Genomic DNA, 25,770 nt, shown 5'->3' on the forward strand with positions numbered 1-25,770 from the left:
CGCTCATTCCGCCGCCTCCTTCCGGGTGTCGTCGGCCTCGCGGGCGCGCTGCTCATGCTTCGCCCGCAGCCGGCGGATCAGCTCCAGCTCGGCCTGGAAGTCGACATAGTGCGGCAGCTTGAGATGCTGCACGAAGCCCGAGGCCTCGACATTGTCGCTGTGCGCCAGCACGAACTCCTCGTCCTGCGCCGGGTAGCGCGCGTCCTCACCCAGCTCGCGGCCGCGCAGCGCCCGGTCGACCAGCGACATCGCCATGGCCTTGCGCTCGCAATGGCCGAAGGCCAGGCCGTAGCCGCGGGTGAATTGCGGCGGCGCGGATTTCGACCCGGCGAACTGGTTCACCATCTGGCATTCGGTGACGGTGACCTCGCCGATCTCGATGGCGAAGCCGAGCTCCTCCGGCACGATCTCGACCGCCACCTCGCCCAGCCGGATCTCGCCGGCGAAGGGGTGGTTGCCGCCATAGCCGCGCTGCACCGAATAGCCGAGCGCCAGCAGGAAGCCCTCGTCGCCTCTCGCGAGGTTCTGCAGCCGCTGGTCGCGGTCGGCCGGCAGGCTCAGCGGGTCGCGGGTCAGGTCGACCGGCTCATGCCCCTCCGGCGCCTCGGCCTCGCGCTCGATCAGCCCCTCGCGGTTGAGGATGTCGACCACCCGCGGCACAGGCCCGTCCGGCCCCGCCTCGCCTTCCGGCGCCGCCGGCGGCTCGCCCGCGGCGGCCAGGGCGAAGTCGATCAGGCGGTGGGTATAGTCGTAGGTCGGCCCCAGGATCTGGCCGCCCGGGATGTCCTTGTAGGTCGCGGAGACGCGGCGCCGCACCGTCATCCTGGCCGTGTCGACCGGCTCCGACACCGCGAAGCGCGGCAGCGTGGTGCGGTAGGCACGCAGCAGGAAGATCGCCTCGACCAGGTCGCCCTGCGCCTGCTTGATCGCCAGTGCCGCGAGATCGCGGTCGTACAGCGAGCCCTCGGCCATCACCCGGTCGACGGCCAGGCCCAGCTGCTCGCGGATCTGGCCCGGGGCGATCTCGGGCACCGCGGGATCGCCCCGACGGGTCTCCGCCAGCAGCGCCTGGGCGTTCTCGATCGCGCGTTCGCCTCCCTTGACGGCGACATACATCGGATCAGCCCTCCCAGCGGGTGGTGCGCGGCAGGCCCAGCATCCGGTCGCCGCAGGTCAGCAGTAGGTCGACACCGAGCGGATAGGCGGCGCCGTTGGCCGCCCAATCCTCGCGGAACCAGGTGGGCAGGCCGGCGATCCGGGCGGGCTCGGCCGTCTCGATGCCGGGGCCGGTGAAGCGGCCGGCTTCCGGCCCGTCCAGCGCCGACACCTCGACCACCAGCGTCGCCGAGCGGTCGGGGTAGCGGTCCTCGCCTGGGGCCAGGCCGCCGAGGCGCGGCAGCAACGCGGCATCGGCCACCAGCAGGAAGGCCGCCGCGGCCGGGTCGGCGACCAGCGGTGCGCCGGTGTGGAAGCGCAGGAAGCTCTGCACCGCCGGGGTCGCCAGGGCCGGGTCCAGCCAGACCGGCGTGTCGAAATCGACCAGGGTCAGCGCCGCCGCCGTCATGGCGCGGCCGAGCGGAGCCGGCGCCGCGAGCGGCTCCGGGCAGGCGACCGGCCGGCCCGGCCGGGACATGGCGTCGAGCACGGCGCGGAACACCGACTGGCTGCCGAGCACCGGGTCGGCGAAGCCGGGCAGCAGCGCCGCCGGATCGAGGATCGCGCTCATCGCGGATTCTCCCCCCGCACCATGGTGAAGAAGTCGACGCGGGTCGCCGCCGCCTTGCGCCGGGCCACGGCACGAGCCTCGGCCTGCGCTGCGCGCAGCGGCGCGATCAGGGCGGCCTCGACGGTTTCGCGCCGGTCGGTCTGCAGCAGGGCATCGGCGCGGGCCGCGATCTCAGCATGGCGGCGGTCGCGGCCGGCGACATAGGCGAAGCCCAGCACGTCGCTGCCGTCGAGGCGAACGGTGCAGCGGGTCACCGTCATCTCGCCGAGCGCGAAGGCCATGCCGTCGCCGCCGGCGCGGCCGCGCACCATCACCATGCCGGTCTCGGCCGGGCGCAGCGCGGTGAAGCCGGCCTCGTCCCCGAGATCCGACCACAGGCGCTGCAGCGTCGCCGGATCCGACTTGGCCAGCACGGCCATCCAGTCCCGGCGCTGTTCGGTTTCGTTGGTCATAGACCGATCAACCTATTGCACATTCATCTAGTCATCCGTATGTTTAGATCATGGACGAGATTCGACGACTGCCGCAAGTCGGCAAGGATGAAATTTGCGTGACGGCACCCGCATGACTCCACGCACCTCGCTCAGCCGCGGCGCCGGCGTCGCCTTGTGGCGCCAGATCAGCGAGGCGCTGGAGCACGAGATCCGCGACGGCGTGCACGCCGCCGGCGCCCGGCTGCCGACGGAGGCGGAGCTGTCGGAACGGTTCGGCGTCAATCGCCACACGGTGCGGCGGGCCATGGCGGAGCTGGAGGAGCGCGGCCTGATCGACGTCACCCAGGGCCGCGGCACCTTCGTCCATCTCGGCGCCATCGCCTATCTGATCGGCCGTCGCACCCGCTTCCACGAGAACATGCGGCGGGAGAACCGCTCCGCCCGGCTGGAACTGCTGGACTCGGCGAACGAAATGGCCTCGGCCGCGGTCGCGCGGGAGCTGGAGGTGCCGGCCGGAACGCCGGTGATCCGGCTGGACACCCGGTCGCATGCCGACGGGCTGCCGCTGAGCCTCGCCAGCCACTACTTCCCGGCGGCACGCTTCCCGGGGCTGGTCGAGATCTTCCGTGAGACCGGATCGGTGACCGCGAGCTTCGCCCGCTTCGGCATCGCCGACTACACCCGCCGGCGCACCCGGGTGTCGGCCCGACTGCCGGATGCGCGGGAGCAGCGGCTGCTCGAGATCACCCGCACCCGGCCGGTGATGGCGACCGAGGCGATCAATGTCGACGCCGAGGGCGCGGTGGTCGAGTTCGGCTTGTCCAGCTTCGCCAGCGACCGCATCCAACTCGTCTTCGAGAGCTGAGAGACCGTCCGGAAACGCTACTGGCGCGGCCGTCTGACGGCGGACTCGAAGCTTCCGGTGCTCACGGACTCAAACGCCCGCTGCGCGCCGGCTCTCGAAACCACCGCCACCCGACTCACGCCAGCGCATTTCCGAACGGTCTCTGAGGCGGCTTCAGAAGCCGCCGAAGGTGCAGGCCTCGCGATTGCCGAAGCCGGCGGCGGCAGCAAGGAAGGCCAGGATCGCCGCGACGGCCAGGATGGTCCGCAGCCAGCTGCGGGTCGGCTGGCGGCGGACGGCCAGCACCAGCGCCCCGGCCAGCAGCGCCAGGGTCACCGGCCACAGGAAGTAGCCGGCCACGACCAGGACCAGGACCGCCCAGCTCAGCGGGTCACCGGAGGTGCAGCTCGCCAGCGTGAACGCCAACGCCGCCGCCAACAGCCAGGCCAGCACCACCAGGATGTTGAGCAGGAACCGGCCGAGGATGTGGATGATGCTGACGGTGTCGGACATGGCAGCATCGTCCCGCCGGATTGTGGCGGATCTGCGAAGCGGAGCGATGGAGCGGCTCTTGCGGCTGGACCCCCCTCCCCCTACCCCTACCCCCCTCCCGCAGGGGGAGGGGGGACTCTGACGGTGTGAGGTGAGAGAGCGCTCCCGACACCAGACAACCCTGGTCCCCCCTCCCCTCGCGGGAGGGGGTTAGGGGGAGGGGGTTCGCGCCGCAAGAGCCGGCCCGGCCCGGAGCCTAGTTCGCGCTGGCCAGCCGGCCGCTGTGGCTGACCGCCCGCTGCGGTTCGGCCGTCGCCAGGGCCGAGGCGTTGCGGGCATGATGGCGCTGCAGCATCGGCCGCAGGATCACGATCGCCGAGAACGCCGCGATCAGGTCCATCACCGCCACGGTGTACAGCACCGTCGACCAGGTGCCGGTGGCCTCCATCAGCAGGTTGCCGAACGGCACCAGCAGCGCGGCGACGCCCTTGGCGCAGTAGAGGACGCCGTAGATCTTGCCGACATGCTTGGTGCCGAAGGTGTCGCCTGCGGTGGCGCTGAACAGCGAGTAGACCTCGCCCCAGGCCAGAAACACCACGCCCGACAGGATCAGGAACGCCCACGGGTTGTGGCCGAAAGTGCCGAGCGCGACGATGCCGATGCCTTCCATGGTGAAGGCGATGAACATCGTCTTCTCGCGCCCGATATGGTCGGACACCCAGCCGAAGAAGGGCCGGGAGATGCCGTTCATGATGCGGTCGAGCATCAGCGCGAAGGGCAGCGCCGCCATGGTGAAGAAGAACAGGTTCACCGGCATGTCCTTGACGCCGAGATCCTGGGCGATGACGCCGAGTTGGGCGACCGCCATCAGACCGCCGGTGACGGTGCAGATGAACATGAACAGCATGACGTAGAAGACCGGCGTCTGCAGCGCCTCACCCAGCGTGTAGTCGCGCCGGGTCTGGGCGACCTTGGTCGAGTGCTTCACCTCCTCCTTGCCCGGCGCGCGCAGGAACCAGGCGGCGGCGAAGATGATGCTGCCCTGGATCAGGCCGAACCAGAAGAAGGCGGTCTGATAGCCCGAGCCGGCGATAACGCTGGCGATCGGGATGATGGTCAGGGCCGAGCCGGCGCCGTAGCCGCCGGCGGTCAGGCCCACGGCCAGGCCGCGGCGGTCCGGGAACCATTTCAGCGCGGCGTTGACGCAGGTGGCGTAGACGCAGCCGACGCCGATGCCGCCGATCGCGGCGCCGACATAGAAGCCGGTCAGCGAGGTGGCGTAGGAGTTCACGATCCAGGACAGGCCGGTCATGACGCCGCCCACCAGCACCATCGCGCGCGGGCCGTACTTGTCGATGAAGTAGCCCTCGATCGGGGTCAGCCAGGTCTGGACGACGACGAAGATAGTGAAGGCGGTCTGGATCGCGGCGCGGCTCCAGCCATAGGTCTCCTGGATCTCCGGAACGAACAGGGTCCAGGCGTACTGGATGTTCGCGGCAGCGACCATGCAGACGATGCCGGCGATCAGCTGAATCCAGCGATTCGCGGGCGCTCTCCCCGTCCCGGCGCTCGCGTTGGAAATCGCACTCATGGCGATGGCTCTCCCAGTGTCTCGTTGCACTCGTTCGACCGGTCGTTGATTGCCGGCGGTTCTTTGGCCTCCGATGCTCTACCGGCGGTGGCTGCGGGGTCGGGCCGGTCCTCCGGGGCCTCCGGAGAGCCGGCCTTGCCTCATCCCGAGCCGTCGGGCAGAGCCTGCAAAGGCGTAGGGCGCTGAGCGCCAATCGAGTCATGGAGGGTTGCAGACGCTGAGCGCCGCTTTGGCATCGAAGCCGACCAGTCATGATTGGCAGGATTTCAACTGGTATACAATATGTAATATGTCTAAAGCCATGCCCCCGCGCAACAGATTTGCAATGGGCTTGGCGGAGTCACGCGGGTAGCGGGACTCCGGGCTTTTCGCCCTCGTGTGCCACCAGGGCATCCGCCATGCCGCGGGCGATCTCACGCTCGCCCATGATCACGGCATCGGCGCCGAGGCTGCGCAGATGCTCGACCTCGGCGTCGGAATGCGCCCGGGCGATGATGGCGATGCCGGGATTGGCGGCCCGCGCCTGGGCGACGATCTGGCCGGCCTCGAAAGCGTTCGGGACAGCGACGGCCAGTTGCCGGGCCCCCGGCAGGTTGGCCAGGCCCAGCACCTCCGGCACGGCGGCGTTGCCGATGATGGTCTCGATTCCGGCCTCGCGCAGCCGGGCCAAGGGCTGGTCGGCATCTTCGATCACCACGAAGGGCCGGCCGGCGGCCTGCAGCGACGCACCGATCAGGCTGCCGACGCGGCCGTAGCCGACCAGGACGACATGATCCGTGAGCGTGGTCGGCAACGCCGGCTCATCCAGCGTGGCCGGCTCGGGCGCGGGTGCTGCGGTGGGCGCAGGCTCGGCCGATGGCGCCTCCTCGGCGGGGATGGCCGGGCCGCCCGCCGGAACCGGGACCGGCGCCACGCGCTCCAGCAGCGGCCGCAGCCGGCCGAAGAGGTTGAACACCACGGGGTTGAGCAGGATCGACAGGATAGCGCTGCCCAGGATCAGGTCCCGCCCGGCCTCCGGCAGCAGGCCCAGCTTCACGCCGAGCTCAGCCAGGATGAAGGAGAACTCGCCGATCTGCGCCAGGCTGGCGGAGATCAGCAGCGCGGTCGTCACCGGATGGCCGAAGATCCGGACGATGACGAAGGCGGCGACCGACTTGCCGATGACGATGATGAACACCGCCGCCAGCAGCGGCAGCGGGTCGCGCCACAGGCTGGTCGGGTCGAACAGCATGCCGACCGAGACGAAGAACAGCACCGCGAAGGCATCGCGCAGCGGCAGGGTCTCCTGCGCCGCGGCGTGACTCAGCTCGGATTCGGCCAGCACCATGCCGGCGAAGAAGGCGCCCAGCGCCAGCGACACGCCGAACAGCTTGGCCGAGCCGAAGGCGACGCCGAGCGCGAGCGCCAGCACCGCCAGCCGGAACAGCTCACGCGACCCGGTGTGGGCGATGTAGTGCAGCACCCAGGGGATCACCCGGCGGCCGACCACCAGCATCAGCGCGACGAAGGCGGCGACCTTGACCAGGGTCAGCGCCAGGATGCCGCCGACGCCGAGATCGAGGCCGAGCGAGACGGCGAGCGGATCGGAGCCGAGGTCGGTGTCGCCGTTGACCAGCCCGGCCAGCGCCGGCAGCAGCACCAGGGCCAGGACCATTGCCAGATCCTCGACGATCAGCCAGCCGACGGCGATGCGGCCGCGCTCGGTCTCCACCAGCCGGCGCTCCTGCAGCGCCCGCAGCAGCACCACGGTGCTGGCGACCGACAAGGCGAGGCCGAAGACCAGCCCGGCGGGGATGGTCCAGCCCAGCATCAGCGCCAAGCCGAGGCCAAGCGCGGTGGCGAAGCCGATCTGGACCACGGCGCCGGGCACCGCGATCGCGCGCACCGACAGCAGGTCCTTCAGCGAGAAGTGCAGCCCGACGCCGAACATCAGCAGGATGACGCCGATCTCGGCCAGCTCCGGCGCCAGCGCCTGGTCGGCGACGAAGCCCGGCGTGTGCGGCCCGACCAGGATGCCGGCCAGCAGATAGCCGACCAGCGGCGGCGCCTTGATCCGGTTGGCCAGGGCCCCGAAGATGAAGGCCAGGCCGAGGCCGGCGACGATGGTGGCGATCAGGGGGGTATCGTGCGGCATGGATGCGCCTCGGCCTCCGGAGCAGAGATGGTCGGGGATGCATCGGCCGGGCCGACACTGCTCCATCATTTATGAACGATGGGGCCGATCACAACCTCTGATATGCGCTGTCACGAGATTTTCTCCGCCTCCGGCTGAATGGCCGGAGCGACTTGTCAGACAGCCGCCGGGCGACGATGGTAGCGCGGGTCCGGACTGCCTCGGACGATCCGACACCCGCCGCCGCGAACCCGCGAGAGGATGGAAGATGAAATACCTGCACACCATGGTCCGCGTCACCGACCTGGAGCAGTCGCTGCATTTCTACCGCGACCTGCTGGGCCTGAAGGAGACCCGCCGCATCGAGAACGAGAAGGGCCGCTTCACCCTGGTCTTCCTCGCCCCGCCGGGCCAGGAGGACGCACCGATCGAGCTGACCTACAACTGGGACCCCGAGGTCTACACCGGCGGCCGCAACTTCGGCCACCTGGCCTATCAGGTCGACGACATCTACGAATTCTGCGACCGGCTGCAGAAGGCCGGCGTCACCATCAACCGGCCGCCGCGCGACGGGCACATGGCCTTCGTCCGCTCGCCGGACAACATCTCGATCGAGATCCTGCAGAAAGGCGGCTCGAAGCCGCCGGCCGAGCCCTGGGCATCGATGCCGAACACCGGCGCCTGGTGAGAGACCGCCTGTAAATGCTACTGGCGTGGCCGTCTGGCGGCGGTGTCTCCGCTTCCGGTGCTCACGGACGAAATGTCCGCTGCGCTCCGGTTCTCGACACCACCACCAGCCGACTCACGCCAGCGCATTTTCAAACGGTCTCTGGGATGATGGGGGGCACATGGGCTCGACGATGATGCTGCGACTGGTGGCCCTGGCGGCTGCGGCGCTGCTGTCGGGCTGTGCCGGCCAGGCCGTCCCCTCCCCCTCCGTTGCCGCGACGGACGCGCCGCTGCGATGGAAGGCGCTGCTGGTCGCGGCCGAAGATGCCGAGCCGGTGTTCGACAACGGCGTCGACGCGCTGCGGCGCCACCTGCTGTCCTTCGGCATGGCGTCGGCCGATATCGCCGTGCTCAAGGCCGATGCGCGGCAGCCGGAGGCGGTCGCGACCAAGGCGAATTTCGACCGCGCCATGACCGGTCTGGCCGGCCCCGCCGGAACCGGCTGCTTCGTCTACATCACCTCACATGGCATCGAGGGCCGCGGGCTGTTCGCCGCCGCCGACGATGCGGTGATCCCGCCGGCCTATCTGGCCCAGGCCCTGGACGGGTCCTGTGCCGGCCGGCCGACCGTCCTGGTCACATCCGGCTGCTATTCCGGGATCTACAGCGACACACCGGCGCTGACGACGCCGGACCGCATCGTGCTGACCGCGGCCCGGGCCGACCGGCCGTCCTTCGGCTGCGGTGCCGACGACCGCTACACCTATTACGACGAATGCTTCCTCGATTCGCTGAAGCGCGGCGCGGCCTGGACCGCGATCGCGACGGACGTTTCCGGCTGCGTTGCCCGACGCGAACGGGCCAAGCGCTTCCAGCCCTCCCAGCCGCAATCCGCCTTCGGCCGGGACGTCGCCGGGCTGACGGCGTTCTGACGTTCAGGCCGGGATCGAACCTCGAAGGCGGACCTTCACCAGGGTCCCGAGCCCTAAGCTCAGGCGGGGCGTGACATCAGACGCCTTCGTAGACGAGCCTCGTGAAGACATCGGGCCCGATCACGAACCGGCCCCATTTTGCATCGTAGGCAGCGGTCGGCTTGGCCGCGACGATGTCCTCGAGCGGCCGGCCCTGCCGCTTCAACCCGGCGACGTTGTCCCGGATCGCAACGAGCATGTCGCGATAGGCCTGGAGCTCGGACCGGTTGCTGACCGGCTGGCCATGTCCCGGGATGATGATCGACTTGTCGGTCGTCGCGGCCAGGGTGGCCTCGGCGCCGCGGATCGTCCCGTCGATGCTGCCGCCGGTCGAATAGTCAATGAACGGGTAGACCCCGTTCCAGTAGATGTCGGCGGCGTGGACGATATCGGCCTCGGTGAAGGTGACGGAAATGTCGCTGTCGGTGTGGGCTGGGCCGTAATACTTAAGGGCAAGGGTCGAACGGTTCACCTGCACGGTGCGATCCGAGGCAAAGACGTCGACGGGGATGGCGCCGGGAGGTGATGCCGGGAAGTCGAAGTTCCAATCCTCGACGCGCTGGGCCGAGAGCAGGTGCTTGCGCGTGTTCTCGTGCGCCAGGATCGCCGCGCCCTCCGAATGCAGCCATTCGTTGCCGTCGGCATGGTCGAAATGCCAATGGGTGTTGATCAGATGCGTGATCGGCTCGGGACCCAACCCGGCGAGAGCTTTGGTAAGCTGAGGGCGGGAGGCGGTGATGCCGGCGTCGACCAGCAGCTTGCCGTCCGGGCCAGTGAGCACGGCGATATTGCCGCCCGAGCCTTCGAGCACGCTGACATTGCCGCGCAGGGTGTGGACCTGGATCGGCGCCGTCGCCGCCGCGGCGCGGATCGTGTCGACGATGCCGCGGGCCTCGGCGAAGACCTGGCGCGGCGTCAGCCAGCCGCCGCCGGCGGCGAAGGCGGCCGAGCCGGCGCAGCACAGGCAGAAGCCGCGGCGCGACAAGGCAAGGTGATGGGACTGAGTCATGGCCGGCCGATCTTCCGGTCGAGGAAATCGTGGATCAGGGGGAAGATCTCGTCGGCCTTGTCCTCCAGCGCGAAGTGGCCGGTGTCGAACAGGTGGAACTCCAGGTCCGGCAGGTCGCGCTTGTAGGGATGGGCGCCGTCGGCCGGGAAGATCTTGTCGTTCTGGCCCCACACGAGCAGCGTCGGCGGCTTGCGCTCGCGGAAGAAGGCCTGGAACTGGGGATAGAGCGGGACATTGGTGCCGTAGTCCCGGAACAGGTCGAGCTGGACGTCCTTGTTCCCCGGCCGGTCCAGCAACGCCTGGTCGTGGACCCAGTTGTCGGGGGAGATGCGCGAGACGTCGCTGACGCCGTCGGTGTACTGGAACTTCGTCGTCTCCGGCGCCACCAGGAAGTCCAGCGCCCGGCGGCGCGCCGCCGAGCCGTCCGCCCAATAGGCCTTGATCGGATCCCAGAACTCCTTGAGTCCTTCCTCATAGGCGTTGCCGTTCTGGATGATCAGCGCGCTGATCCGCTCGGGGTGCCTCAGCGCCAGGCGGTAGCCGACCGGCGCGCCGTAATCCATCACATACATGGCATGGCGCCGCACGCCGAGCTGCCCCAGCAGCCCATCCATCAGCTCGGCGTAATGGGCGAAGCTGTAGGCGAATTCCCGGTGGTCGGGCATCGCGCTCTGGCCGAAGCCGGGATAGTCCGGCGCGATCACGCGGTAGCGATCCGCGAGCGCCGGGATCAGGTTGCGGAACATGTGCGACGAGGTCGGAAAGCCATGCAGCAGCAGCACGACCGGCGCATCGGCCGGGCCAGCCTCGCGGTAGAAGATGTCGACGCCGTCCACGGTGGCCGTGCGGTGATGGGTGACGGCCGGTCTCGTCGCTGACATCTCGATCTTCCTCGTTCTGGCGGGGTTGCAGAGGGGCGTGGCCGCCCTGTCGCCGCAGAAGGCTACGGCTTTGTCCCGATCGCCAGAACGCCTATCCTCGGAAAGCTTCTCTTTCGCCAGCCGCAAGGACGATGGATCGACTCGACGCCATGCGCGTGTTCGTCGCCAGCCTCGACGAAGGCAGCCTTGCCGGCGCGGGACGCCGGCTGGGCCGGTCACCGGCGGCGGTCACCCGCGCGATCGCCTTTCTCGAACGCCAGGTCGGCGTCCAGCTGCTGCATCGGAGCACTCGCGGCCTGCGGCTGACCGATGCCGGCGAACGCTATGCCGCGGCCTGCCGGCGCATGCTGGCCGACCTCGAGGAAGCCGACCTGTCGGTGGCCGGCGAGCGCACCGCGCCGCGCGGCCTGTTGACGATCACGGCGCCGGTGATGTTCGGGACCCACATCCTGCGCCCGATCATCGGCGCGTTCCTGAGAGCCCACCCCGAAGTCCAGATCCGCTTCCTGCTCCTGGACCAGATGATCAACCTGATCGAGGAGGGTGTGGATGTGGCCCTCCGGATCGCAGCCTTGTCGGATTCGGCGATGATCGCGCTGCATGTCGGCGACGTCAGGCGCGTGCTCTGCGCCTCGCCGGACTACCTCGCGAGCAGGCCGCCGATCACGGCGCCGGCCGACCTTTCGGACCATGACTGCATCGCGATCGCCCAGCTGAGCCCGAACGAGATCTGGAGCTTCCCGCCCGCGCCGGGACAGCGGATGAACCGGAACGTGCGGATGCGCCCGCGCCTGATGGTGAATGCGGATCAGGCGGCGGTCGATGCTGCCGTCGACGGCGAGGGCGTGCTCCGCATCATGTCATACAAGATCGATCAGCATGTCCGGGAGGGCCGCCTCGTCATCCTGCTGCCGGAAGATGAGCTGCCGCCGCTGCCGGCCCATCTCGTCATTCCGGAAGGCCGCCTGGCCAGCGCCAAGGTCAGGGCGTTCGTGGATTTCGCCGCGGCCCGGCTCCGCGCCGAATTCGTCAGGATGGACCAGCCTTAGCCGGTCACCGGACGGCGCATGAACAGGCGCGGGACGATGTCGATGCCCTTGACGGCGATCATGTCGCGGATCGCGGCGAGGCCGGGGCCGAGATCCTCGTCCGCCATCGGCAGGAAGCCGAGCCGGGCATAATAGGGCGCGTTCCAGGGCACGTCGCGGAAGGTCGACAGGGTCAGCTCCGGCAGCCCGCGCTTCCGGGCCACGGCGTCGAGCCACTCGATCAGCGCCGCGCCCAGGCCGCGGCGGGCATGGTCGGGATGGACGTCCAGCTCCTCGATGTGCAGCGTGCCGTCGATCTCGCTGAACAGGGCGAAGCCGACCGGCCGGTCGGCGGCGTCGGCCATGACCAGCAGCCGCCCCTCCTGCGCCCGCAACAGCACCTCCTGCGGCTCCGCCGGGTCGAGCGCCGCGATCATCGGCAGGCCGATGGCGCGGAACCGCGACGCCGCCGCGACCTCGATGATGCGGACAGCCTGGACCTCGTCGGGGCGGCCTGGCCGGATGTGGTAAGGCCCCGCCGTCGTCATGCGCTCAGCTCGGCCCGCTGCTTGCCCTCCGCCGCGGCGTCGCCGGCATAGGTGCCGGCGGCCAGCGCCAGGTGGCGGTGCAGCAGCGCGGCCGCCCATTCGATATCGCCGGCCTCGAGTGCGTCGAGGATCGCCAGATGCTCGCGGCAGGACTGCTCGACCCGGCCCTGGGGCAACTGGACGAAATCGGCGTATTCCTGCATCCGGCGCAGGGCGTTCTGCTGCCGCACCGCCTGCAGGAAGAAGCGGTTGCCGGACGACGCGGCCAGCATCTCGTGGAAGGCGGTGTTGACCCGGAACCATTCGTCGGTGCCGACGCCGCCCGCCGCCCGGGCCGTGATGTCCTCATGCGCCCGGCGCAGCTGCTGCAGCCGGTCGCGGTCGACGCGGAAGCCGGGCTGACGCAGCGCCGCGCATTCCACCACCATGCGGAACTGGTAGCTCTCATTCACCGACTCGTCGGTCTCCAGGCTGTCGACGAAGCGCCAGCCATGGCCGCGCTGACGCTGCACCAGCCCTTCGGCGGCGAAGCGCATCAGCACCTTGCGCACCACGCCGCGCGGGGCGCCGTAGCGCGGGATCAGCTCCGCCTCCGACACCTCCTGCGGCAGGCGGCCATTGGCCCGGTCGGTCATGATCGCGACGTAGACCTCCTCACCCTCCGACCGCGGGATCAGCTTGGCGATCTCATCGTCCCCGGGCCGGCGCAGCACGACGAAGCCGCGGCCGGACGCCGCCTCCAGCACCCCTTGCGCCACCAGCAGGTCGAGCGCGCCGCGGATCGGCGAGCGCGACACGCCGAGCGTGCGGGCCAGCGCCTGCTCCGACACCCGCATGCCGGGCCCCCATCCCTCGTCGCGCATCCGCTCGACGATCTGCCGGGCCAGTTCCAATTGCAGCGGGCTCGCCCGCTCCGCCGCTTCCGCCGCTGACACGCTGTGCTCCACGCTGTGCCCCTTCATGATAGCGATCGCTCGGCGCGGGGAAAGGGCGTGCGGCGAGCGTGTAAAAATCTTTCGACTTCGCAGCATGCCCGAAAAAGATGTTTTTCGTATCCACAAAGCGCATTACGGTGTGACCAACCGATGACAACGGGTTCCCGATCATGACGCCCTTCCCCTTCGTCGACATCCACGGCACGCCGCGCGAGCGCGGCCGGCAATACGGCGCCGCCGCGGCCGACCGCACCCGCAAGAGCGTCGAGGTCTATGCCCGGCAGCTGCGCGATCTCGGCTATGACTGGGCGCAGATCCGCGGCTTCGTCGCCGACTTCCTGCCGAAGATGGACGACTTCGCGCCGGAGCTGATCGAGGAGATGCGCGGCATCGCCGAAGGCGCGGAGCTGGACTTCGAGGCGGTGGCGCTGATCAACTGCCGCACCGAGGTGATGCAGCTGGCGCACCGGCGGAAGGGGCTGGCCGAGGACGATCCGGACGGCTGCACCGGCGCCGTGATCATGGGGTCGGCCAGCGCCGACGGCCAGCTGATCCATGGTCAGAACTGGGACTGGCGGGCGGAATGCGCCGAGACCGCGATCGTGCTGCGGGTGCGGCGCGAGGACGGGCCGGACGTGCTGACCTTCACCGAGGCCGGCGGCCTGGCCCGCAACGGGCTGAACTCGGTCGGCACCGCGATCACCGCCAACTACCTCGAATCCGACCGCGACTACAAGCTGGGGGTCGGCGTGCCGCTGCCGCTGATCCGGCGCAAGGCGCTGGAGCAGGAGCATTTCGCCCTGTCGATGCGGATCGTGGCGACCACGGCGAAATCCGCCTCGAACAACATGATCCTGAGCAATGCCGGCGGCTTCGCCATCGACTTCGAATGCGCGCCGGACGAGACCTTCCCGCTGTATCCGGAGGACGGCCTGCTGGTCCATGCCAACCATTGGCGCAGCCCGGTGGCCCTGACGAAGCTGAAGGAAGCCGGCATCCCGAGCTCGCCCGAGAGCTACTACCGCGACTGGCGGGTGCAGCAGCATCTCCAGGCCAAGCGCGGCCAGCTGACCGCCGAGGACATGAAGGCGGCCTTCTTCGACGATTTCGGCGCGCCCTACGCCGTGTGCCGACCGCCGCGGCCGTCGTCGCGGGCCAACCTGTCGGCCACCGTCGCCATGGTGATCATGCGCCCGGCCGAGGGGGTCATGGAGGTGGCGCCGCTGCCCGCCCTGAACCGCACCTTCACCACCTACGCGCTCGATCTGTCCCGCCGGACCAAAAACGCGGCCTGAACGCGGTCCGGCCTTTTCAACGCCTCAACACAGGGAGGCCCTGTTGACCCGTCTTTCCCTTCTCGCGCTCGCGGCGGCGCTCGCCTCGACCGTCCCGGCCTGGGCGGCGCCGCCAGCCGACACCATCCGCGTGGCGCTGAACGGCGACCTGCGCAGCACCGACCCCGGCACCAAGCGCGACGACAACACCGATGCGGTGATCCTGCATGTGGTGGAAGGCCTGGTCGCCTATCGCGAGGACGCCACGGTCGGGCCGATGCTGGCCGACAGCGTCGCCGTCTCCGACGACGGCAAGACCTACACCTTCAAGCTGCGCGACGGCGTGAAGTTCCAGAACGGCGCGCCGATGACCTCGGCCGAAGTGGTGTGGAGCTGGAAGCGCTGGCTCGATCCCAAGACCGAGTGGCGCTGCCTGCCGGAGCTCGACGGCCGCGGCCGGATCAAGATCGAGTCGGTCGGGGCGCCGGACCCGAAGACCGTGGTGTTCAAGCTGAACGCGCCGAGCGCCCTGTTCCTGACCACCATCGCCCGCACCGACTGCGCCGAGGGCGCGATCATCCATCCGGATTCGGTCGGGCCGGACGGCAAGTGGATCGCGCCGATCGGCACCGGACCCTACAAGCTGGAGAAGTGGGAGCCGGCGCAATACGTGCTGCTGAAGCGCTTCGCCGACTACGCCTCGCGCGGCGGCGACCGCGACGGCTACACCGGCGGCAAGCAGGCGCTGGCCGAGACCGTGCGCTTCACCATCATCGGCGACCCGGCGGCGGCGAAGACGGCGCTGTTGTCCGGCGACATCGACCTGGTGCCGGATGTCAGCGTCTCCGACAGAGCCGAGCTCGACGGCCAGAAGGGCGTGCAGACCAAGCTGGCGCAGACCCTGTCGATGAGCGCGATCCTGCTACAGACCCGCGACCCGCTCTTGAAGGATGTCCGCATCCGCCGAGCCCTGGCGCTGGCGATCGACGGCAGCCAGATCGCCCAGGCGGTGACCCTGGGCACGGCGCCGGCCAACCCCTCGGTGATCCCGGCCGCCAGCCCCTACTACACCGATGTCGAGCGCCAGGGCTACACGCCGAACATCGAGGAGGCCAAGAAGCTCCTGGCCGAAGCCGGCTACACCGGCCAGCCGATCAAGATGCTGGTCAACCGCAAGTACCAGAGCGTCTACGACACCGCGATCCTGGCCCAGGCCCTGGCGCAGCAGGCCGGCATCAACATCGAGCTGGAGGTGCTGGACTGGGGCGCCCAGCTGGACCGCTACACCAGCGGCGACTACCAGACCATGTCGTTCAGCTACTCCGCCCGGATGGACCCGGCGCTGAGCTACGAGATGATGTCGGGCCCGAAGGACACGCAGCCGCGCAAGGTGTGGGAGAATCCCGAGGCGCTGAAGCTGATCCAGGACGCGATGGTGACCAGCGACCCGAAGCAGCGCCAGGCGATCTTCGACAAGCTGCACCAGATGCAGATCGAGGACGTGCCGCTGATCGTGACCTATAACGGTGCCGAGATCGCCGCGATCTCCGACCGGATCGAGGGCTACCAGCCCTGGTCGGCGTCGAAGCCGCGGCTGTGGAACGTGGCGATCAAGAACTGAACCGACGCGCTCGGGGGAGGCCGCGATGCTTCGCTTCCTGCTGCAACGCCTGGGCATGGCGGTGCCGACGCTGCTGATCGTCGCCATCACCGTCTTCGCCCTGATCCGGCTGATCCCGGGCGACCCGGTGACGCTGATGCTGGGCGACATGGCGGACCCCTCCGCCGTCGCCGATCTGCGCCGGTCGCTCGGGCTGGATCAGTCGATCCCGGTGCAGTTCCTGTACTGGCTCAGCAACGTCCTGTCCGGCGATTTCGGCACCTCGATCAGCACCGGCCAGGCGGTGCTGCCGCTGATCCTGGACCGGTTCTCGGTCAGCGCCACCATCGTGCTGGCGGCGGTGGCCCTGGCCAGCCTGGTTGCCGTGCCCGCCGGCATGATCGCCGCCTGGCGGCAGGACAGCGCGCTGGACCTCACCGTGATCTCCGGCGCCACGCTGCTGCTGTCGATCCCGAGCTTCTGGCTGGGCCTGCTGATGCTGCTGCTGTTCGGGCTGAAGCTCGGCTGGCTGCCGGTGATCGGCTACGTCCCGTTCGGCGAGGATGCCGGCGCCGCCCTGCTGTACATGATCATGCCGGTGGCGACGCTGGTGCTGGTCGAGACCGGGGTGATCATCCGCATGGCGCGGGCCAGCACGATCGAGGTGATGCGGCTGGAATACATCACCCATGCCCGGGCCAAGGGCCTGTCTGAAAGCGCGGTGCTGTGGCGCCACGCCTTCCGCACCGCCTTCGCCCCGACCTGGACGCTGATCGGCCTGATGCTGGGCAACCTCTTGGGCGGCATCGCCGTGGTCGAGACCGTGTTCACCATCCCCGGCCTCGGCCGCCTGCTGGTCGATTCGATCTATGCCCGCGACTATCCGGTGGTGCAGGGCTGCCTGCTGTTCGTCGCCGGCATCTATGTCCTGGTCAACCTGTTCGTCGACCTCCTGTATCCCCTGTTCGACCCGCGGGTGACGGCATGAGCGCACAGGCTGAGACCCCCGCCACCCTCGCCCTGCCGAGGCGGCGCAAGATCCGCGCCAATGCGGCGATCGGCGGGCTGATCATCGGCGTGCTGGTCGCGACCGCCCTGCTCAGCGTGGTGTGGACGCCTTATGACCCGCTGAAGATCGACATCCTGTCGCGGTTCAAGGCGCCCTCGGCCGCGCATTGGCTGGGCACCGACGAGTTCGGCCGCGACGTGCTGAGCCGGGCGATGAGCGGCGCCGCCACCAGTTCCTGGATCAGCCTGCTGACCGTCGCCACCGCGGTCACCGGCGGCACCCTGATCGGCGTCCTGACCGGCTACATGCGCGGCTGGGTCGACCGCATCATCATGATGTTCAACGACGCGCTGCTGGCCTTCCCCGGCATCCTGCTGGCGCTCGGCATCATGGCGGTGCTCGGCGCCAACAAATACGGCATCATCCTGGCCCTCGGCCTGGCCTACATGCCCTCGGTGGTCCGCGTGGTGCGCGGCACGGTGCTGTCGATCCGCGGCCGCGAATATGTCGAGGCGTCGCAGATCATGGGCAATTCCGAGCTGTTCACCATGGCCCGGCACGTGCTGCCGAACTGCATCGCCCCCCTGACCGTGCTGGCCACCAGCATGTTCGGCTGGGTGCTGCTGTCGGAAAGCGCGCTCAGCTTCCTCGGCCTCGGCGTGCCGCCGCCGGCCGCGACCTGGGGCAACATGCTGGCCGCCAGCCGGCCCTATATCGGCACCTCGCCCTGGCTCGGCATCTTCCCCGGCCTGTGCATCTCCCTCACCCTGCTCGGCATCAACCTGTTCGGCGACGCGATCCGCGACCGCCTCGACCCCAGGATGCAGCGATGAGCCCCCTCCTCTCGGTCGAGCACCTGACCATCCGCGCCGGCGACGGCGGCCCGGTGGTGGTCGACGACCTGAGCTTCGCCCTGCCGGCCGGCGAGATGCTCGCGCTGGTCGGCGAATCCGGCAGCGGCAAGACCATGGCGGCGCGCGCCATCCTGGACCTGCTGCCGCCGCCGATGCAGCGGATCGCGGGCCGTGTCCGCTTCGACGGCCAGGACCTGGCGGCGCTGCCGCCCAAGGGTCTGCGCCGTATCCGCGGCGCCCGCATCGGCATGGTGTTCCAGGAGCCGATGGTTTCGCTGAACCCGGCGATGCCGATCGGCCGGCAGATGGCCGAGGCGCTGAAGCTGCATCTGCGGCTGGACGATGCCGAGATCCGGCGCCGCAGCCTGGCGATGCTGGAGCGGATCCGCATCGCCGATCCGGAGCGCTGCCTGTCGGCCTATCCGCACGAATTCTCCGGCGGCATGCGGCAGCGGATCATGCTGGCCTCGGTGATGCTGACCAAGCCGGCCCTGCTGATCGCCGACGAGCCGACCACGGCGCTGGACACGCTGGTGGCGCGCGAGGTGCTGGACCTGATGGTCGAGCTGACGCGCGAGAACGGCACCGCCGTGCTGATGATCAGCCACGACCTGGCGATGGTGGCGCGCTACGCCCGCCATGTGGTGGTGCTGCAACGCGGCCGCGCCGTCGATGGCGGCCCGACCGAGCAGGTGCTGCTGAGCCCGCGCGACGACTACACCCGCAAGCTGCTGGACGCGTTGCCGAAGCGCGGCGCCGCCCGGCCGCCGGTCGACCAAAGCGCGCCGCTGATCGCGGTCGAGGACGTCACCATCGACCATGCCGGCCGGCAGCGCCTGTTCTCGCGCACCCCGCCGAAGCGGGCGGTGGACGGGGTCAGCCTGGCGATCCATCCGGGCGAGACGGTGGCGCTGGTCGGCGGCAGTGGCAGCGGCAAGACCACGCTGGGCCGCGCCATCGTCGGCCTGCTGAAGCCCACCGCCGGCCGCATCCTGTTCCGCGGCGGCGACGTGCATGGCGACCGGGACGGCGCGGCCGCGCGCGATCATCGGCTGAACTGCCAGATGATCTTCCAGGACCCCTATTCCTCGCTCGACCCGCGGATGAAGATCGGCCCGATCGTGGCCGAGCCGCTGCGGCTGGCGCCGGAGATGACGCCGAAGCAGAAGGCGGACCGGCTGGCCGAGACCCTGGCCGATTGCGGTCTCTCTCCCGACCACGCAACGCGTTATCCGCACCAGCTCTCGGGCGGGCAGCGCCAGCGCGTGGCGATCGCCCGCGCCATCATCCGCCGCCCCGCCTTCGTCATTGCCGACGAGCCGGTCTCGGCGCTCGACATGACGGTGCAGAAGCAGATCCTGGAGTTGTTCCGGGCACTGCAGGAGCGCTACGGCTTCGCCTGCCTGTTCGTGTCGCACGATCTCGGCGCGGTCGAGCAGGTGGCCGACCGGGTGGCGGTGATGCAGTCCGGCAAGATCGTCGAATCCGGGCCGCGCGACACGGTGTTCGACCACCCGCAGCACGACTACACCCGCGAGTTGCTGGCCGCCGCCCCAGCCCTGCACCGGCTGGACGGTGGCGGCTTCGAACTGAAGGGACGGCGCATCGCGGCGGCGTGAGGGGCCTGGCGGCGAGTTGGCGACCGCCGTCACCGCCCCTGCCTGTTCGGCAGTTGCTCCTCCCGCCACGCCTGCCAGCGGCGGCGCAACTCGCCGGCGCGCAGACCGATGGGGATGTCGGATACGCCGGCCGCGAGCATCCGGTCGGTGCGGAAATGCCGGAACCCCTGCCTGAGTTCGCACCAGGCCACGAGCAGGCGGCCGGTTTCGGCATAGCCGAGGATCACCGGCCATACCATCCGGTCGGTGATCTCTCCGGCCTCGGTCCGATATCGCAGCTCGAGCTTGCGCCCCGCGCGGATCGCCTGCCGGATATCGGCGATGTCCACGGTTTCGGCAGGCGGCGGCAACACCGGCCTGACGCCCATGCTCGGCTCGTCGATGAAGGGCCGCAACGTCTCCGGAATGACAGAGGCGATCTTCGCCACCACATCCCGCGCCGCATTGGCGATGAGGGCATCGGAATGTCCGGCTACCCATTGCGCGCCCAACACGACGGCCTCGATCTCATCGGGCGTCAGCATCAGCGGCGGCATGTCGAAATCCGGATCCAGCCGGTAGCCGAACCCTGCCTCACCGGCAATCGGAACCCTCTGGCCAATCAGGTCGCCGATATCGCGGTAGACGGTACGCCTTGAGACTTCGAGCTCGTCCGCAATCGCCGCCGCGGTGATCGGCGACCTCGTCCGACGCAGGATCTGGACAATCTGGAAGAGACGATCGGCTCGACGCACCGTGCTGACTCCTGCTGCCATGATGGTGGCAACAGGGCTGTGCGACAAGATCCCGGCGGCCGGCAAGGCCGTTGATACAAGGGGTCTCCCATGAAATTCGCATCGGTCAGGATCATTGCCGCCGACATCGGCCCGATGGTTGCTTTCTACGAGATGGTCACGGGGATCAAGGCGCAATGGCTTGCGCCGGTTTTTGCCGAGATCGTGATGCCCGGCGCCACCCTGGCTATCGGCGCCGTCGAGACGGTCGCATTGTGGAAGGAAGGCAGTGCCGTACCGGCAGCCAATCGCAGCCTCGTCATCGAATTGCAGGTCGAGGACATCGAATCCGAATATGCTCGTCTGAAAGACCACGTCACCCTTGTGCATGACCTGAAGACCATGCCGTGGGGCAATGCGATGTTTCTGGTCCGGGATCCGGAGGGCAATGCCGTCTCTCTCTACATGCCGGCATCAGAAGCCGCGAAACACCGCTTCGCGTCGCGGTCGGCATAACGGCGAGACAGGCCTTGCCGCCAGGACACATTCCCCTCCCCGTCCCGATCCCGCATTCTCGCCGCCGCGCGGATGAATCCGGGGAGGACGATGTGATCGAAGGAGGGTGCCGCTGCGGCGCCGTGCGTTGGCGGCTCGAGGCCGACCGCCTGCCCCTGACCTATGCCTGCCACTGCCTGGACTGCCAGACCTGGAGCGGCAGCGCGTTCAGCCAGCAGGCGATCGTGGCGCAGGACAGGTTCCAATGCACCGGCCCGGTCGGCCGGTTCGACCTGCCCAGCGCCGACGGCCTGCGGGTCTCGCACCAGGTCGCCTGCCCCACCTGCTTCACCCGGGTCTATAACACCAACAGTTCGCGCCCGGGCTTGGTCGCGATCCGGGCCGGGACCTTCGACGACAGCCATCGCCTGGCGGTGGTCGCCCATATGTGGACGAAGCGGAAGCAGCCCTGGCTGATGCTCGACCCGCAGGTCCCCGCCTGGCCAGAGGGGCCACCGCAGGCGGCGGAGTTCTTCCGGCTGATCGACGCCCCGCCGGCGGCCGCGTCGTGAGGCGGATGGACGCAAGCGGCGGAAGCCTGGAAAGCGATGCTTTGCCTCGAGGGCGGTGCTTCGAGCGGCCCCCTCTGCGGCTGGACAGCATCGGCTAACGATGGTCTTGCGAGTTAGCCGAATCGGAAGACGCACGAATCAGGATATCTTAGACAACATTTCTTATTTATTTAGGAGAATTCCATGGCCAACATTGTCGGGACCGACGGCCGCGATTTCATCCATCCGACGCAGTATGGATCGGTGTCGGGCTATAACGACATCCCGCTCGCGACAGCCGGCGACGATACGGCAGACGGTGGCGGCGGGGACGACTACGTCTATGGCGGCGACGGCAACGACACCCTCAGCGGCGGGGCCGGCAACGACGTACTCTATGGCGGCAACGGCGACGACCTGCTGCTTGGCGTCGCCAATGGCGGCGACGTCTTCTATGGCGGCCTGGGCCGAGACACGCTCAGCTATGCCGGCTCCGCGACCGGCACCACCGCGGCGGTCTTCGCGACGTCGAGCGTCGAGGTCCTGACCGGGTCGGGCTTCGACGACATCCTGTTCGGCGACAACGGCACGGATCTGAACGGCGGCGACGGCAACGACGAGCTGGTCGCACGAGGCGGCATCGCCGATGGCGGAAACGGCAACGACAAGATCAGCGGGACCGGAGGCACGCTGCTCGGCGGGGCCGGCAACGACCACCTCTCGGGCAGCGCAGTCGAACAAAGCATCCTGATCGGGGGTGCCGGCGCCGACCGGCTGGAGGGCGCGGACTATTCCCAGCCCGACCAGGTTCCCTTCGCCACCATCGTCTCCTATGCCGGCAACGCCGTGGCCGTGTCGCTCAACCTCGGCAACGGCGTCGCCGTCGGCGGCGATGCCACGGGCGATACGCTGATCAACATCGATGGCGTGATCGGCTCGGCCTTCGACGACAGGATGACGGGCAACGCCGTCGCCAACTGGCTGCGCGGCGGCGCCGGCAATGACATCCTCACCGGGGCCGGGGGCGCCGACCGGCTGGAGGGCGGAGACGGCATCGACACCGTGCTCTATACCGAGAGCACCGCCGGCGTCCGGGTGGATCTCGGCCTCGGCACCGGCCATGGCGGCACGGCCGAGGGCGACACGCTGGCGGGGGTCGAGAGCGTCATCGGCAGCAGTCATGACGACGCGCTGACCGGCGATGGCAGCGTCAACGGCGTGTGGGGCGGGCTCGGCAGCGACACGCTGGCCGGGGGCGCGGGCAACGACGCCCTCAAGGGCGAGGCCGGCGACGATGTCCTCGCCGGCGGCCTCGGCGCCGACACGCTGGTCGGCGGCGACGGCAGCGACACCGCCAGCTACCAGGACTCGCTGCTCGGGGTGACGATCGATCTCGGCACCAACCTGAACCGCTTCGGCGAGGCCCAGGGCGACATCCTGAGCGGGATCGAGAATCTGGCCGGCTCCGCCATGGGCGACCGGCTGACGGGCGATGGCGGCGCCAATGCCCTGTCCGGCGCCGGCGGCAACGACCTGCTCACCGGAGGCAGCGGCGCGGACATGCTAACCGGCGGCGCCGGCGCCGACATCTTCGCCTGCCGGGCGGTGGGCGACAGCACCGTCGGCGCGGCCGGCCAGGACACCATTGTCGATTTCAACGACCTCGACGGCGACAAGATCGACCTGCGCGCGATCGATGCCGACGTCAACGAGGGGAACGGCGACCAGGCCTTCACCTTCATCGGCGGCGACCCGTTCTCCGGCCAGGCGGGACAGGTCCGCGTCACCGCCGTGGGCGAGGCGCTGCTGGTTGAGGGCGATGTGAACGGCAATGGGACGGCGGATTTCGCGATCCGCGTCGAGGGCATTGCAGAGCTGTCGGCGACGGACTTCTACCTCTGATCACCGGAGGGGCGGGAGGCCTGGTAACAGGCCCTCCCCGCCCCCTCGGGAAAATCATCCGGCTCAGTGCGTGCGGGCCTTCCAGACGTTGTCGGTGCGGTCCTCGTCCGGCAGCTTGTGGTCGGGGTCGAGGATCACCTGCGCGACCGTCTTGCCGGCTTCGGTCGTCACCGTCGTCGCCGCCTGGCGGATGAAGCTTTCGGCCGGCAGCCGATAGTCGCGGTGGCTGCCATCGGTGAAGTCGACGCGCAGGGTCGCGGGGATGATGAGCTTGTCCTTGGCCTCGACGGTGATCACCGTGCCCTTGGCCGCATCGCCCGGCTGGACCTTGCCGATGGCGAGGTCGAGCGACCAGTTGTGGTCGTACCAGCCGCGCCACCACCAGGACAGGTCCTCGCCGGCGGCGCTGTCCATGAACCGGAAGAAATCCGCCGGCTTGGGATGCTTGAAGGCCCAGGCGGCGATGAAGTCGCGGAAGGCGGCATCGAAGCGCTCGGGCCCGAGGATCTCCTCGCGCAGCAGGACCAGGCCGAAGGCCGATTTGAAGTAGGTGACCGGGTGCCGGTACTTCTCGATGATCGTGTCGGCGCGCGACAGGATGATCGGCGCGTCGGGGTCCTTGAGCACGGCGAGGATCTCGTCGGCCGGGTTGCCGCCGCCCGGCGCATATTCGCTGTCGCGCTTGGGGGCGTATTCGCCCTTGTTGAACTCGTCCGACTGGTAGACGTCGATGAAGGTGTTGAAGCCCTCGTCCATCCAGGCGTCGCGGCGCTCGTCGAAGCCGACGATCATCGGGAACCAGGTGTGGCCGATCTCGTGCGCCGTGATCCAGAACAGGTCCTTGCCCTCGTCGCTGATCCCGTCGAACAGCAGGCCCGGATACTCCATCCCGGAGATGTTGTCGGGCCCCGCGACATTGACCGCGACCGGCCAGGGATAGGGATACCAGCGGGCGGAGAACCGCTCGACCGAATCCTTCAGATACTCGGTCGACCGGCCCCAGCGGTCGACGCCCTGGCTTTCGGCCGGATAGAACGACATGGCCAGCGCCGATTTGTGGTCCGGCAGGTTGATGCGGGCCGCGTCCCAGGCGAAGGCCGGCGAGATCGACAGGGCCACGTCGCGCGTGTGCTGCATCGCGAAATGCCAGGTCAGCGTGCCGTCCGTCTTCGGCCGGGTCGCGGCGCCGCCGATCTCCCGCGGGCCGATGATCGCCACCGTCGCGTCGCTGGCGCGGGCCTGGTCGAGCCGGGCCTGCTGCTCGTGCGTCAGGACCTGGTCGGGATTTTTCAGCTCGCCGGAGCCGGCGACGATCATGGTGCTGGGCACCGTGATCTCGTAGTCGAAATCGCCGTATTCCAGGTAGAACTCCTGGGCCAGGAAGGGCAGCGTGTCCCAGCCGCGGATGTCGTCATAGACCTGCATCCGCGGATACCATTGGGCGAGGCTGTAGATCGGGCCGTCCTTGGCGTTGCCCCAGCCCATGCGGCCGCCCCATTCCTCCCCCGGAATCTCGAAATGATAGCGGATGTGGAGCTTGAGCTGCCCGCCCTTCGGCGCCAGCGGCGTGCCGAGCGCGATGCGCCCACGGGTGTCGCTGACCTGCACGGTCACCGGCGTGGTCCTGCCGTCGCGCTCGATCGCGACCTCGTCCAGCACGTAGCCGTCGGAGGAGCCCTTGTCCGGCTTGCCGGCGGCGAAGACGGCGCGGCTGTCCGGCCGATACGCGTTCTGGTCGAGCTGCAGCCACAGCTCGCCGAGCGCGTCCGGGCTGTTGTTGGTGTAGGCGATCACCTCCTCGCCGCTCAGCGACGGGGTCTTGGGATCAAGTGTCGCCTGGATCCGGTAGTCGGCCCGGTTCTGCCAGTAGTCCGGGCCGGGCGCGCCGTTGCCCGACCGATAGGCGTTGACCGCCTGCCCCATGTCCCGCGGCGCGAAGGTCTCGCGCGACTGGTATTCCGCCGCCAGCGCCGGCGTGGCGATGAGGAGGACGGCAAGGGTCGGGCGAAGCGACACGATGACGGGACGAGACAGGCGGCTGATCCGCTGCATGGCTTTCCGCTCCGTTGCAATGGCCACCCCGGGCGCGCCGTCGCGGACCGTCGCAGTTTCGACGGTGACCTGGCCGATGCTGTCGCGCGCGATCCAGGAAGGAGTTCATGAGTCCGATGACTCGCTTAGAGCATGATTCGCGCAGGTCGCGCATCTAGCGGATCAGTGTCCGACAAATATTGAATTCGAGCTAAATCCGATTTCGCAGTAGTGCCCTACCAATGAGAGAGCGGCGCCGAGCGTCGATCGAGCTTTCCTGATGCACCAAGGCGGCGAGTTTTTGCTTCTCCCGCTTGCGAGGTTTTTTCAGCATGACCCCGCCCTATGGACTTTTTATTCTCCCCCTCCCCTTGCGGGAGGGGGCAGGGGGAGGGGTTCTCTCTCGCGGCTCGACCCGGATCGTCGCAAGCCGGCGCGCGGCGAGCTCTGTCGACTGCCCATTCGCGCGCGGACGCGGCAG

General features: G+C 69.0%; 24 protein-coding genes. 12 read left to right on the forward strand and 12 right to left on the reverse strand.

All coding sequences use genetic code 11. The features are described 5' to 3' along the window. Positions 1–3 precede the first annotated feature (3 nt). The 3 genes from QFZ27_RS30520 to phnG are packed head-to-tail and all read right to left on the reverse strand — an operon-like array spanning position 4 to position 2,178. A complete protein-coding gene (locus QFZ27_RS30520) occupies positions 4–1,116 on the reverse strand; it encodes a carbon-phosphorus lyase complex subunit (protein ID WP_429230211.1) in 1,113 nt (370 codons plus the stop codon). Between the two features lie 4 nt (positions 1,117–1,120). Then, on the reverse strand, positions 1,121–1,726 hold the full coding sequence (gene phnH, locus QFZ27_RS30525) for a phosphonate C-P lyase system protein PhnH (protein ID WP_429230212.1): 606 nt from the start codon (positions 1,724–1,726) through the stop codon (positions 1,121–1,123). After that, on the reverse strand, positions 1,723–2,178 hold the full coding sequence (gene phnG / locus QFZ27_RS30530; protein WP_429230213.1) for a phosphonate C-P lyase system protein PhnG: 456 nt from the start codon (positions 2,176–2,178) through the stop codon (positions 1,723–1,725). The genes phnH and phnG overlap by 4 nt, the downstream gene beginning before the upstream one ends. Before the next feature lie 112 nt (positions 2,179–2,290). Between phnG and phnF the strand changes: the two genes are divergently transcribed. After that, on the forward strand, positions 2,291–3,025 hold the full coding sequence (phnF, locus tag QFZ27_RS30535; protein WP_429230214.1) for a phosphonate metabolism transcriptional regulator PhnF: 735 nt from the start codon (positions 2,291–2,293) through the stop codon (positions 3,023–3,025). Positions 3,026–3,178: 153 nt separating this feature from the next. Here phnF and QFZ27_RS30540 read toward each other — a convergent pair whose 3' ends face one another. From QFZ27_RS30540 to QFZ27_RS30550, 3 genes are all read right to left on the reverse strand, one after another. After that, entirely contained in the window at positions 3,179–3,517 is a 339-nt protein-coding gene (locus QFZ27_RS30540) for a hypothetical protein (protein ID WP_429230215.1), read from the reverse strand. A 235-nt stretch (positions 3,518–3,752) separates the two neighbouring features. Beyond that, complete coding sequence (gene oxlT / locus QFZ27_RS30545) at positions 3,753–5,087, reverse strand: oxalate/formate MFS antiporter (RefSeq protein ID WP_429230216.1); 1,335 nt, start codon at positions 5,085–5,087, stop codon at positions 3,753–3,755. Positions 5,088–5,427: 340 nt separating this feature from the next. Continuing rightward, entirely contained in the window at positions 5,428–7,221 is a 1,794-nt protein-coding gene (locus QFZ27_RS30550; RefSeq protein ID WP_429230217.1) for a cation:proton antiporter domain-containing protein, read from the reverse strand. Positions 7,222–7,468: 247 nt separating this feature from the next. On the opposite strand from QFZ27_RS30550, the gene QFZ27_RS30555 reads away from it, so the two are divergent. Together QFZ27_RS30555 and QFZ27_RS30560 are read left to right on the forward strand one after the other, a co-directional pair. Continuing rightward, on the forward strand, positions 7,469–7,888 hold the full coding sequence (locus QFZ27_RS30555; protein ID WP_429230218.1) for a VOC family protein: 420 nt from the start codon (positions 7,469–7,471) through the stop codon (positions 7,886–7,888). A gap of 160 nt (positions 7,889–8,048) precedes the next feature. Next, positions 8,049–8,801, forward strand: coding sequence for a C13 family peptidase (locus QFZ27_RS30560; protein ID WP_429230219.1), 753 nt, complete (start codon positions 8,049–8,051; stop codon positions 8,799–8,801). A gap of 76 nt (positions 8,802–8,877) precedes the next feature. Here QFZ27_RS30560 and QFZ27_RS30565 read toward each other — a convergent pair whose 3' ends face one another. Beyond that, a complete protein-coding gene (locus tag QFZ27_RS30565; protein ID WP_429230220.1) occupies positions 8,878–9,849 on the reverse strand; it encodes an MBL fold metallo-hydrolase in 972 nt (323 codons plus the stop codon). Beyond that, positions 9,846–10,730, reverse strand: a complete 885-nt coding sequence (locus QFZ27_RS30570; protein ID WP_429230221.1) for an alpha/beta fold hydrolase — start codon at positions 10,728–10,730, stop codon at positions 9,846–9,848. Before QFZ27_RS30570 ends, QFZ27_RS30565 begins: the two co-directional genes overlap by 4 nt. 131 nt (positions 10,731–10,861) lie before the next feature. On the opposite strand from QFZ27_RS30570, the gene QFZ27_RS30575 reads away from it, so the two are divergent. Beyond that, complete coding sequence (locus tag QFZ27_RS30575) at positions 10,862–11,779, forward strand: LysR family transcriptional regulator (protein WP_429230222.1); 918 nt, start codon at positions 10,862–10,864, stop codon at positions 11,777–11,779. Here QFZ27_RS30575 and QFZ27_RS30580 read toward each other — a convergent pair. Both QFZ27_RS30580 and QFZ27_RS30585 read right to left on the reverse strand, forming a co-directional pair. Continuing rightward, entirely contained in the window at positions 11,776–12,306 is a 531-nt protein-coding gene (locus QFZ27_RS30580; RefSeq protein ID WP_429230223.1) for a GNAT family N-acetyltransferase, read from the reverse strand. The two genes, QFZ27_RS30575 and QFZ27_RS30580, sit on opposite strands and share 4 nt — an antisense overlap. Then, the gene (locus tag QFZ27_RS30585; RefSeq protein ID WP_429230224.1) at positions 12,303–13,268 is read right to left on the reverse strand and encodes a GntR family transcriptional regulator; all 966 of its coding nucleotides are present in this window, start codon (positions 13,266–13,268) and stop codon (positions 12,303–12,305) included. Before QFZ27_RS30585 ends, QFZ27_RS30580 begins: the two co-directional genes overlap by 4 nt. Before the next feature lie 143 nt (positions 13,269–13,411). Between QFZ27_RS30585 and QFZ27_RS30590 the strand changes: the two genes are divergently transcribed. The 5 genes from QFZ27_RS30590 to QFZ27_RS30610 are packed head-to-tail and all read left to right on the forward strand — an operon-like array spanning position 13,412 to position 19,597. After that, on the forward strand, positions 13,412–14,536 hold the full coding sequence (locus QFZ27_RS30590) for a C45 family autoproteolytic acyltransferase/hydrolase (RefSeq protein WP_429230225.1): 1,125 nt from the start codon (positions 13,412–13,414) through the stop codon (positions 14,534–14,536). 43 nt (positions 14,537–14,579) lie between these two features. After that, complete coding sequence (locus QFZ27_RS30595; protein ID WP_429230226.1) at positions 14,580–16,136, forward strand: ABC transporter substrate-binding protein; 1,557 nt, start codon at positions 14,580–14,582, stop codon at positions 16,134–16,136. A 25-nt stretch (positions 16,137–16,161) separates the two neighbouring features. Beyond that, positions 16,162–17,103 (forward strand): ABC transporter permease, encoded by a 942-nt coding sequence (locus QFZ27_RS30600; RefSeq protein ID WP_429230227.1) that lies wholly within the window; start codon positions 16,162–16,164, stop codon positions 17,101–17,103. Next, positions 17,100–17,957 carry an ABC transporter permease gene (locus tag QFZ27_RS30605; protein ID WP_429230228.1) on the forward strand — a complete coding sequence of 286 codons (858 nt, stop codon included), beginning with the start codon at positions 17,100–17,102 and terminating at the stop codon, positions 17,955–17,957. Before QFZ27_RS30600 ends, QFZ27_RS30605 begins: the two co-directional genes overlap by 4 nt. Further along, a complete protein-coding gene (locus QFZ27_RS30610) occupies positions 17,954–19,597 on the forward strand; it encodes an ABC transporter ATP-binding protein (RefSeq protein ID WP_429230229.1) in 1,644 nt (547 codons plus the stop codon). Before QFZ27_RS30605 ends, QFZ27_RS30610 begins: the two co-directional genes overlap by 4 nt. A gap of 29 nt (positions 19,598–19,626) precedes the next feature. Here QFZ27_RS30610 and QFZ27_RS30615 read toward each other — a convergent pair whose 3' ends face one another. Continuing rightward, positions 19,627–20,331, reverse strand: coding sequence for a helix-turn-helix transcriptional regulator (locus tag QFZ27_RS30615; RefSeq protein WP_429230230.1), 705 nt, complete (start codon positions 20,329–20,331; stop codon positions 19,627–19,629). Positions 20,332–20,421: 90 nt separating this feature from the next. Here QFZ27_RS30615 and QFZ27_RS30620 point away from each other — a divergent pair, with 90 nt between their 5' ends. From QFZ27_RS30620 to QFZ27_RS30630, 3 genes are all read left to right on the forward strand, one after another. Then, positions 20,422–20,826 (forward strand): VOC family protein, encoded by a 405-nt coding sequence (locus tag QFZ27_RS30620; protein ID WP_429230232.1) that lies wholly within the window; start codon positions 20,422–20,424, stop codon positions 20,824–20,826. Between the two features lie 92 nt (positions 20,827–20,918). After that, a complete protein-coding gene (locus QFZ27_RS30625; protein WP_429230233.1) occupies positions 20,919–21,377 on the forward strand; it encodes a GFA family protein in 459 nt (152 codons plus the stop codon). Positions 21,378–21,560: 183 nt separating this feature from the next. After that, positions 21,561–23,258, forward strand: a complete 1,698-nt coding sequence (locus QFZ27_RS30630) for a calcium-binding protein (protein WP_429230234.1) — start codon at positions 21,561–21,563, stop codon at positions 23,256–23,258. Positions 23,259–23,321: 63 nt separating this feature from the next. Here the strand turns inward: QFZ27_RS30630 and QFZ27_RS30635 are convergent, their stop codons facing one another. Then, positions 23,322–25,310 (reverse strand): M1 family metallopeptidase, encoded by a 1,989-nt coding sequence (locus tag QFZ27_RS30635; RefSeq protein WP_429230235.1) that lies wholly within the window; start codon positions 25,308–25,310, stop codon positions 23,322–23,324. Between the last annotated feature and the right edge of the window lie 460 nt (positions 25,311–25,770).

Origin of the sequence: Inquilinus ginsengisoli, from assembly GCF_050434925.1 — a bacterium.
Taxonomy (GTDB): domain Bacteria; phylum Pseudomonadota; class Alphaproteobacteria; order DSM-16000; family Inquilinaceae; genus Inquilinus; species Inquilinus ginsengisoli_B.

Bases quoted from the DNA above. Each gene is read 5' to 3' on its own strand.
- QFZ27_RS30605 (WP_429230228.1), top strand. From the start codon at position 17,100: ATGAGCGCACAGGCTGAGACCCCCGCCACCCTCGCCCTGCCGAGGCGG.
- QFZ27_RS30600 (WP_429230227.1), top strand. From the start codon at position 16,162: ATGCTTCGCTTCCTGCTGCAACGCCTGGGCATGGCGGTGCCGACGCTG.
- QFZ27_RS30585 (WP_429230224.1), bottom strand. From the start codon at position 13,268: ATGAAGGGGCACAGCGTGGAGCACAGCGTGTCAGCGGCGGAAGCGGCG.
- phnH (WP_429230212.1), bottom strand. From the start codon at position 1,726: ATGAGCGCGATCCTCGATCCGGCGGCGCTGCTGCCCGGCTTCGCCGAC.
- QFZ27_RS30620 (WP_429230232.1), top strand. From the start codon at position 20,422: ATGAAATTCGCATCGGTCAGGATCATTGCCGCCGACATCGGCCCGATG.
- QFZ27_RS30550 (WP_429230217.1), bottom strand. From the start codon at position 7,221: ATGCCGCACGATACCCCCCTGATCGCCACCATCGTCGCCGGCCTCGGC.
- QFZ27_RS30635 (WP_429230235.1), bottom strand. From the start codon at position 25,310: ATGCAGCGGATCAGCCGCCTGTCTCGTCCCGTCATCGTGTCGCTTCGC.
- QFZ27_RS30520 (WP_429230211.1), bottom strand. From the start codon at position 1,116: ATGTATGTCGCCGTCAAGGGAGGCGAACGCGCGATCGAGAACGCCCAG.
- QFZ27_RS30565 (WP_429230220.1), bottom strand. From the start codon at position 9,849: ATGACTCAGTCCCATCACCTTGCCTTGTCGCGCCGCGGCTTCTGCCTG.
- QFZ27_RS30590 (WP_429230225.1), top strand. From the start codon at position 13,412: ATGACGCCCTTCCCCTTCGTCGACATCCACGGCACGCCGCGCGAGCGC.
- QFZ27_RS30560 (WP_429230219.1), top strand. From the start codon at position 8,049: ATGGGCTCGACGATGATGCTGCGACTGGTGGCCCTGGCGGCTGCGGCG.
- phnG (WP_429230213.1), bottom strand. From the start codon at position 2,178: ATGACCAACGAAACCGAACAGCGCCGGGACTGGATGGCCGTGCTGGCC.
- QFZ27_RS30575 (WP_429230222.1), top strand. From the start codon at position 10,862: ATGGATCGACTCGACGCCATGCGCGTGTTCGTCGCCAGCCTCGACGAA.
- QFZ27_RS30630 (WP_429230234.1), top strand. From the start codon at position 21,561: ATGGCCAACATTGTCGGGACCGACGGCCGCGATTTCATCCATCCGACG.
- QFZ27_RS30570 (WP_429230221.1), bottom strand. From the start codon at position 10,730: ATGTCAGCGACGAGACCGGCCGTCACCCATCACCGCACGGCCACCGTG.
- QFZ27_RS30580 (WP_429230223.1), bottom strand. From the start codon at position 12,306: ATGACGACGGCGGGGCCTTACCACATCCGGCCAGGCCGCCCCGACGAG.
- oxlT (WP_429230216.1), bottom strand. From the start codon at position 5,087: ATGAGTGCGATTTCCAACGCGAGCGCCGGGACGGGGAGAGCGCCCGCG.
- phnF (WP_429230214.1), top strand. From the start codon at position 2,291: ATGACTCCACGCACCTCGCTCAGCCGCGGCGCCGGCGTCGCCTTGTGG.
- QFZ27_RS30610 (WP_429230229.1), top strand. From the start codon at position 17,954: ATGAGCCCCCTCCTCTCGGTCGAGCACCTGACCATCCGCGCCGGCGAC.
- QFZ27_RS30540 (WP_429230215.1), bottom strand. From the start codon at position 3,517: ATGTCCGACACCGTCAGCATCATCCACATCCTCGGCCGGTTCCTGCTC.
- QFZ27_RS30555 (WP_429230218.1), top strand. From the start codon at position 7,469: ATGAAATACCTGCACACCATGGTCCGCGTCACCGACCTGGAGCAGTCG.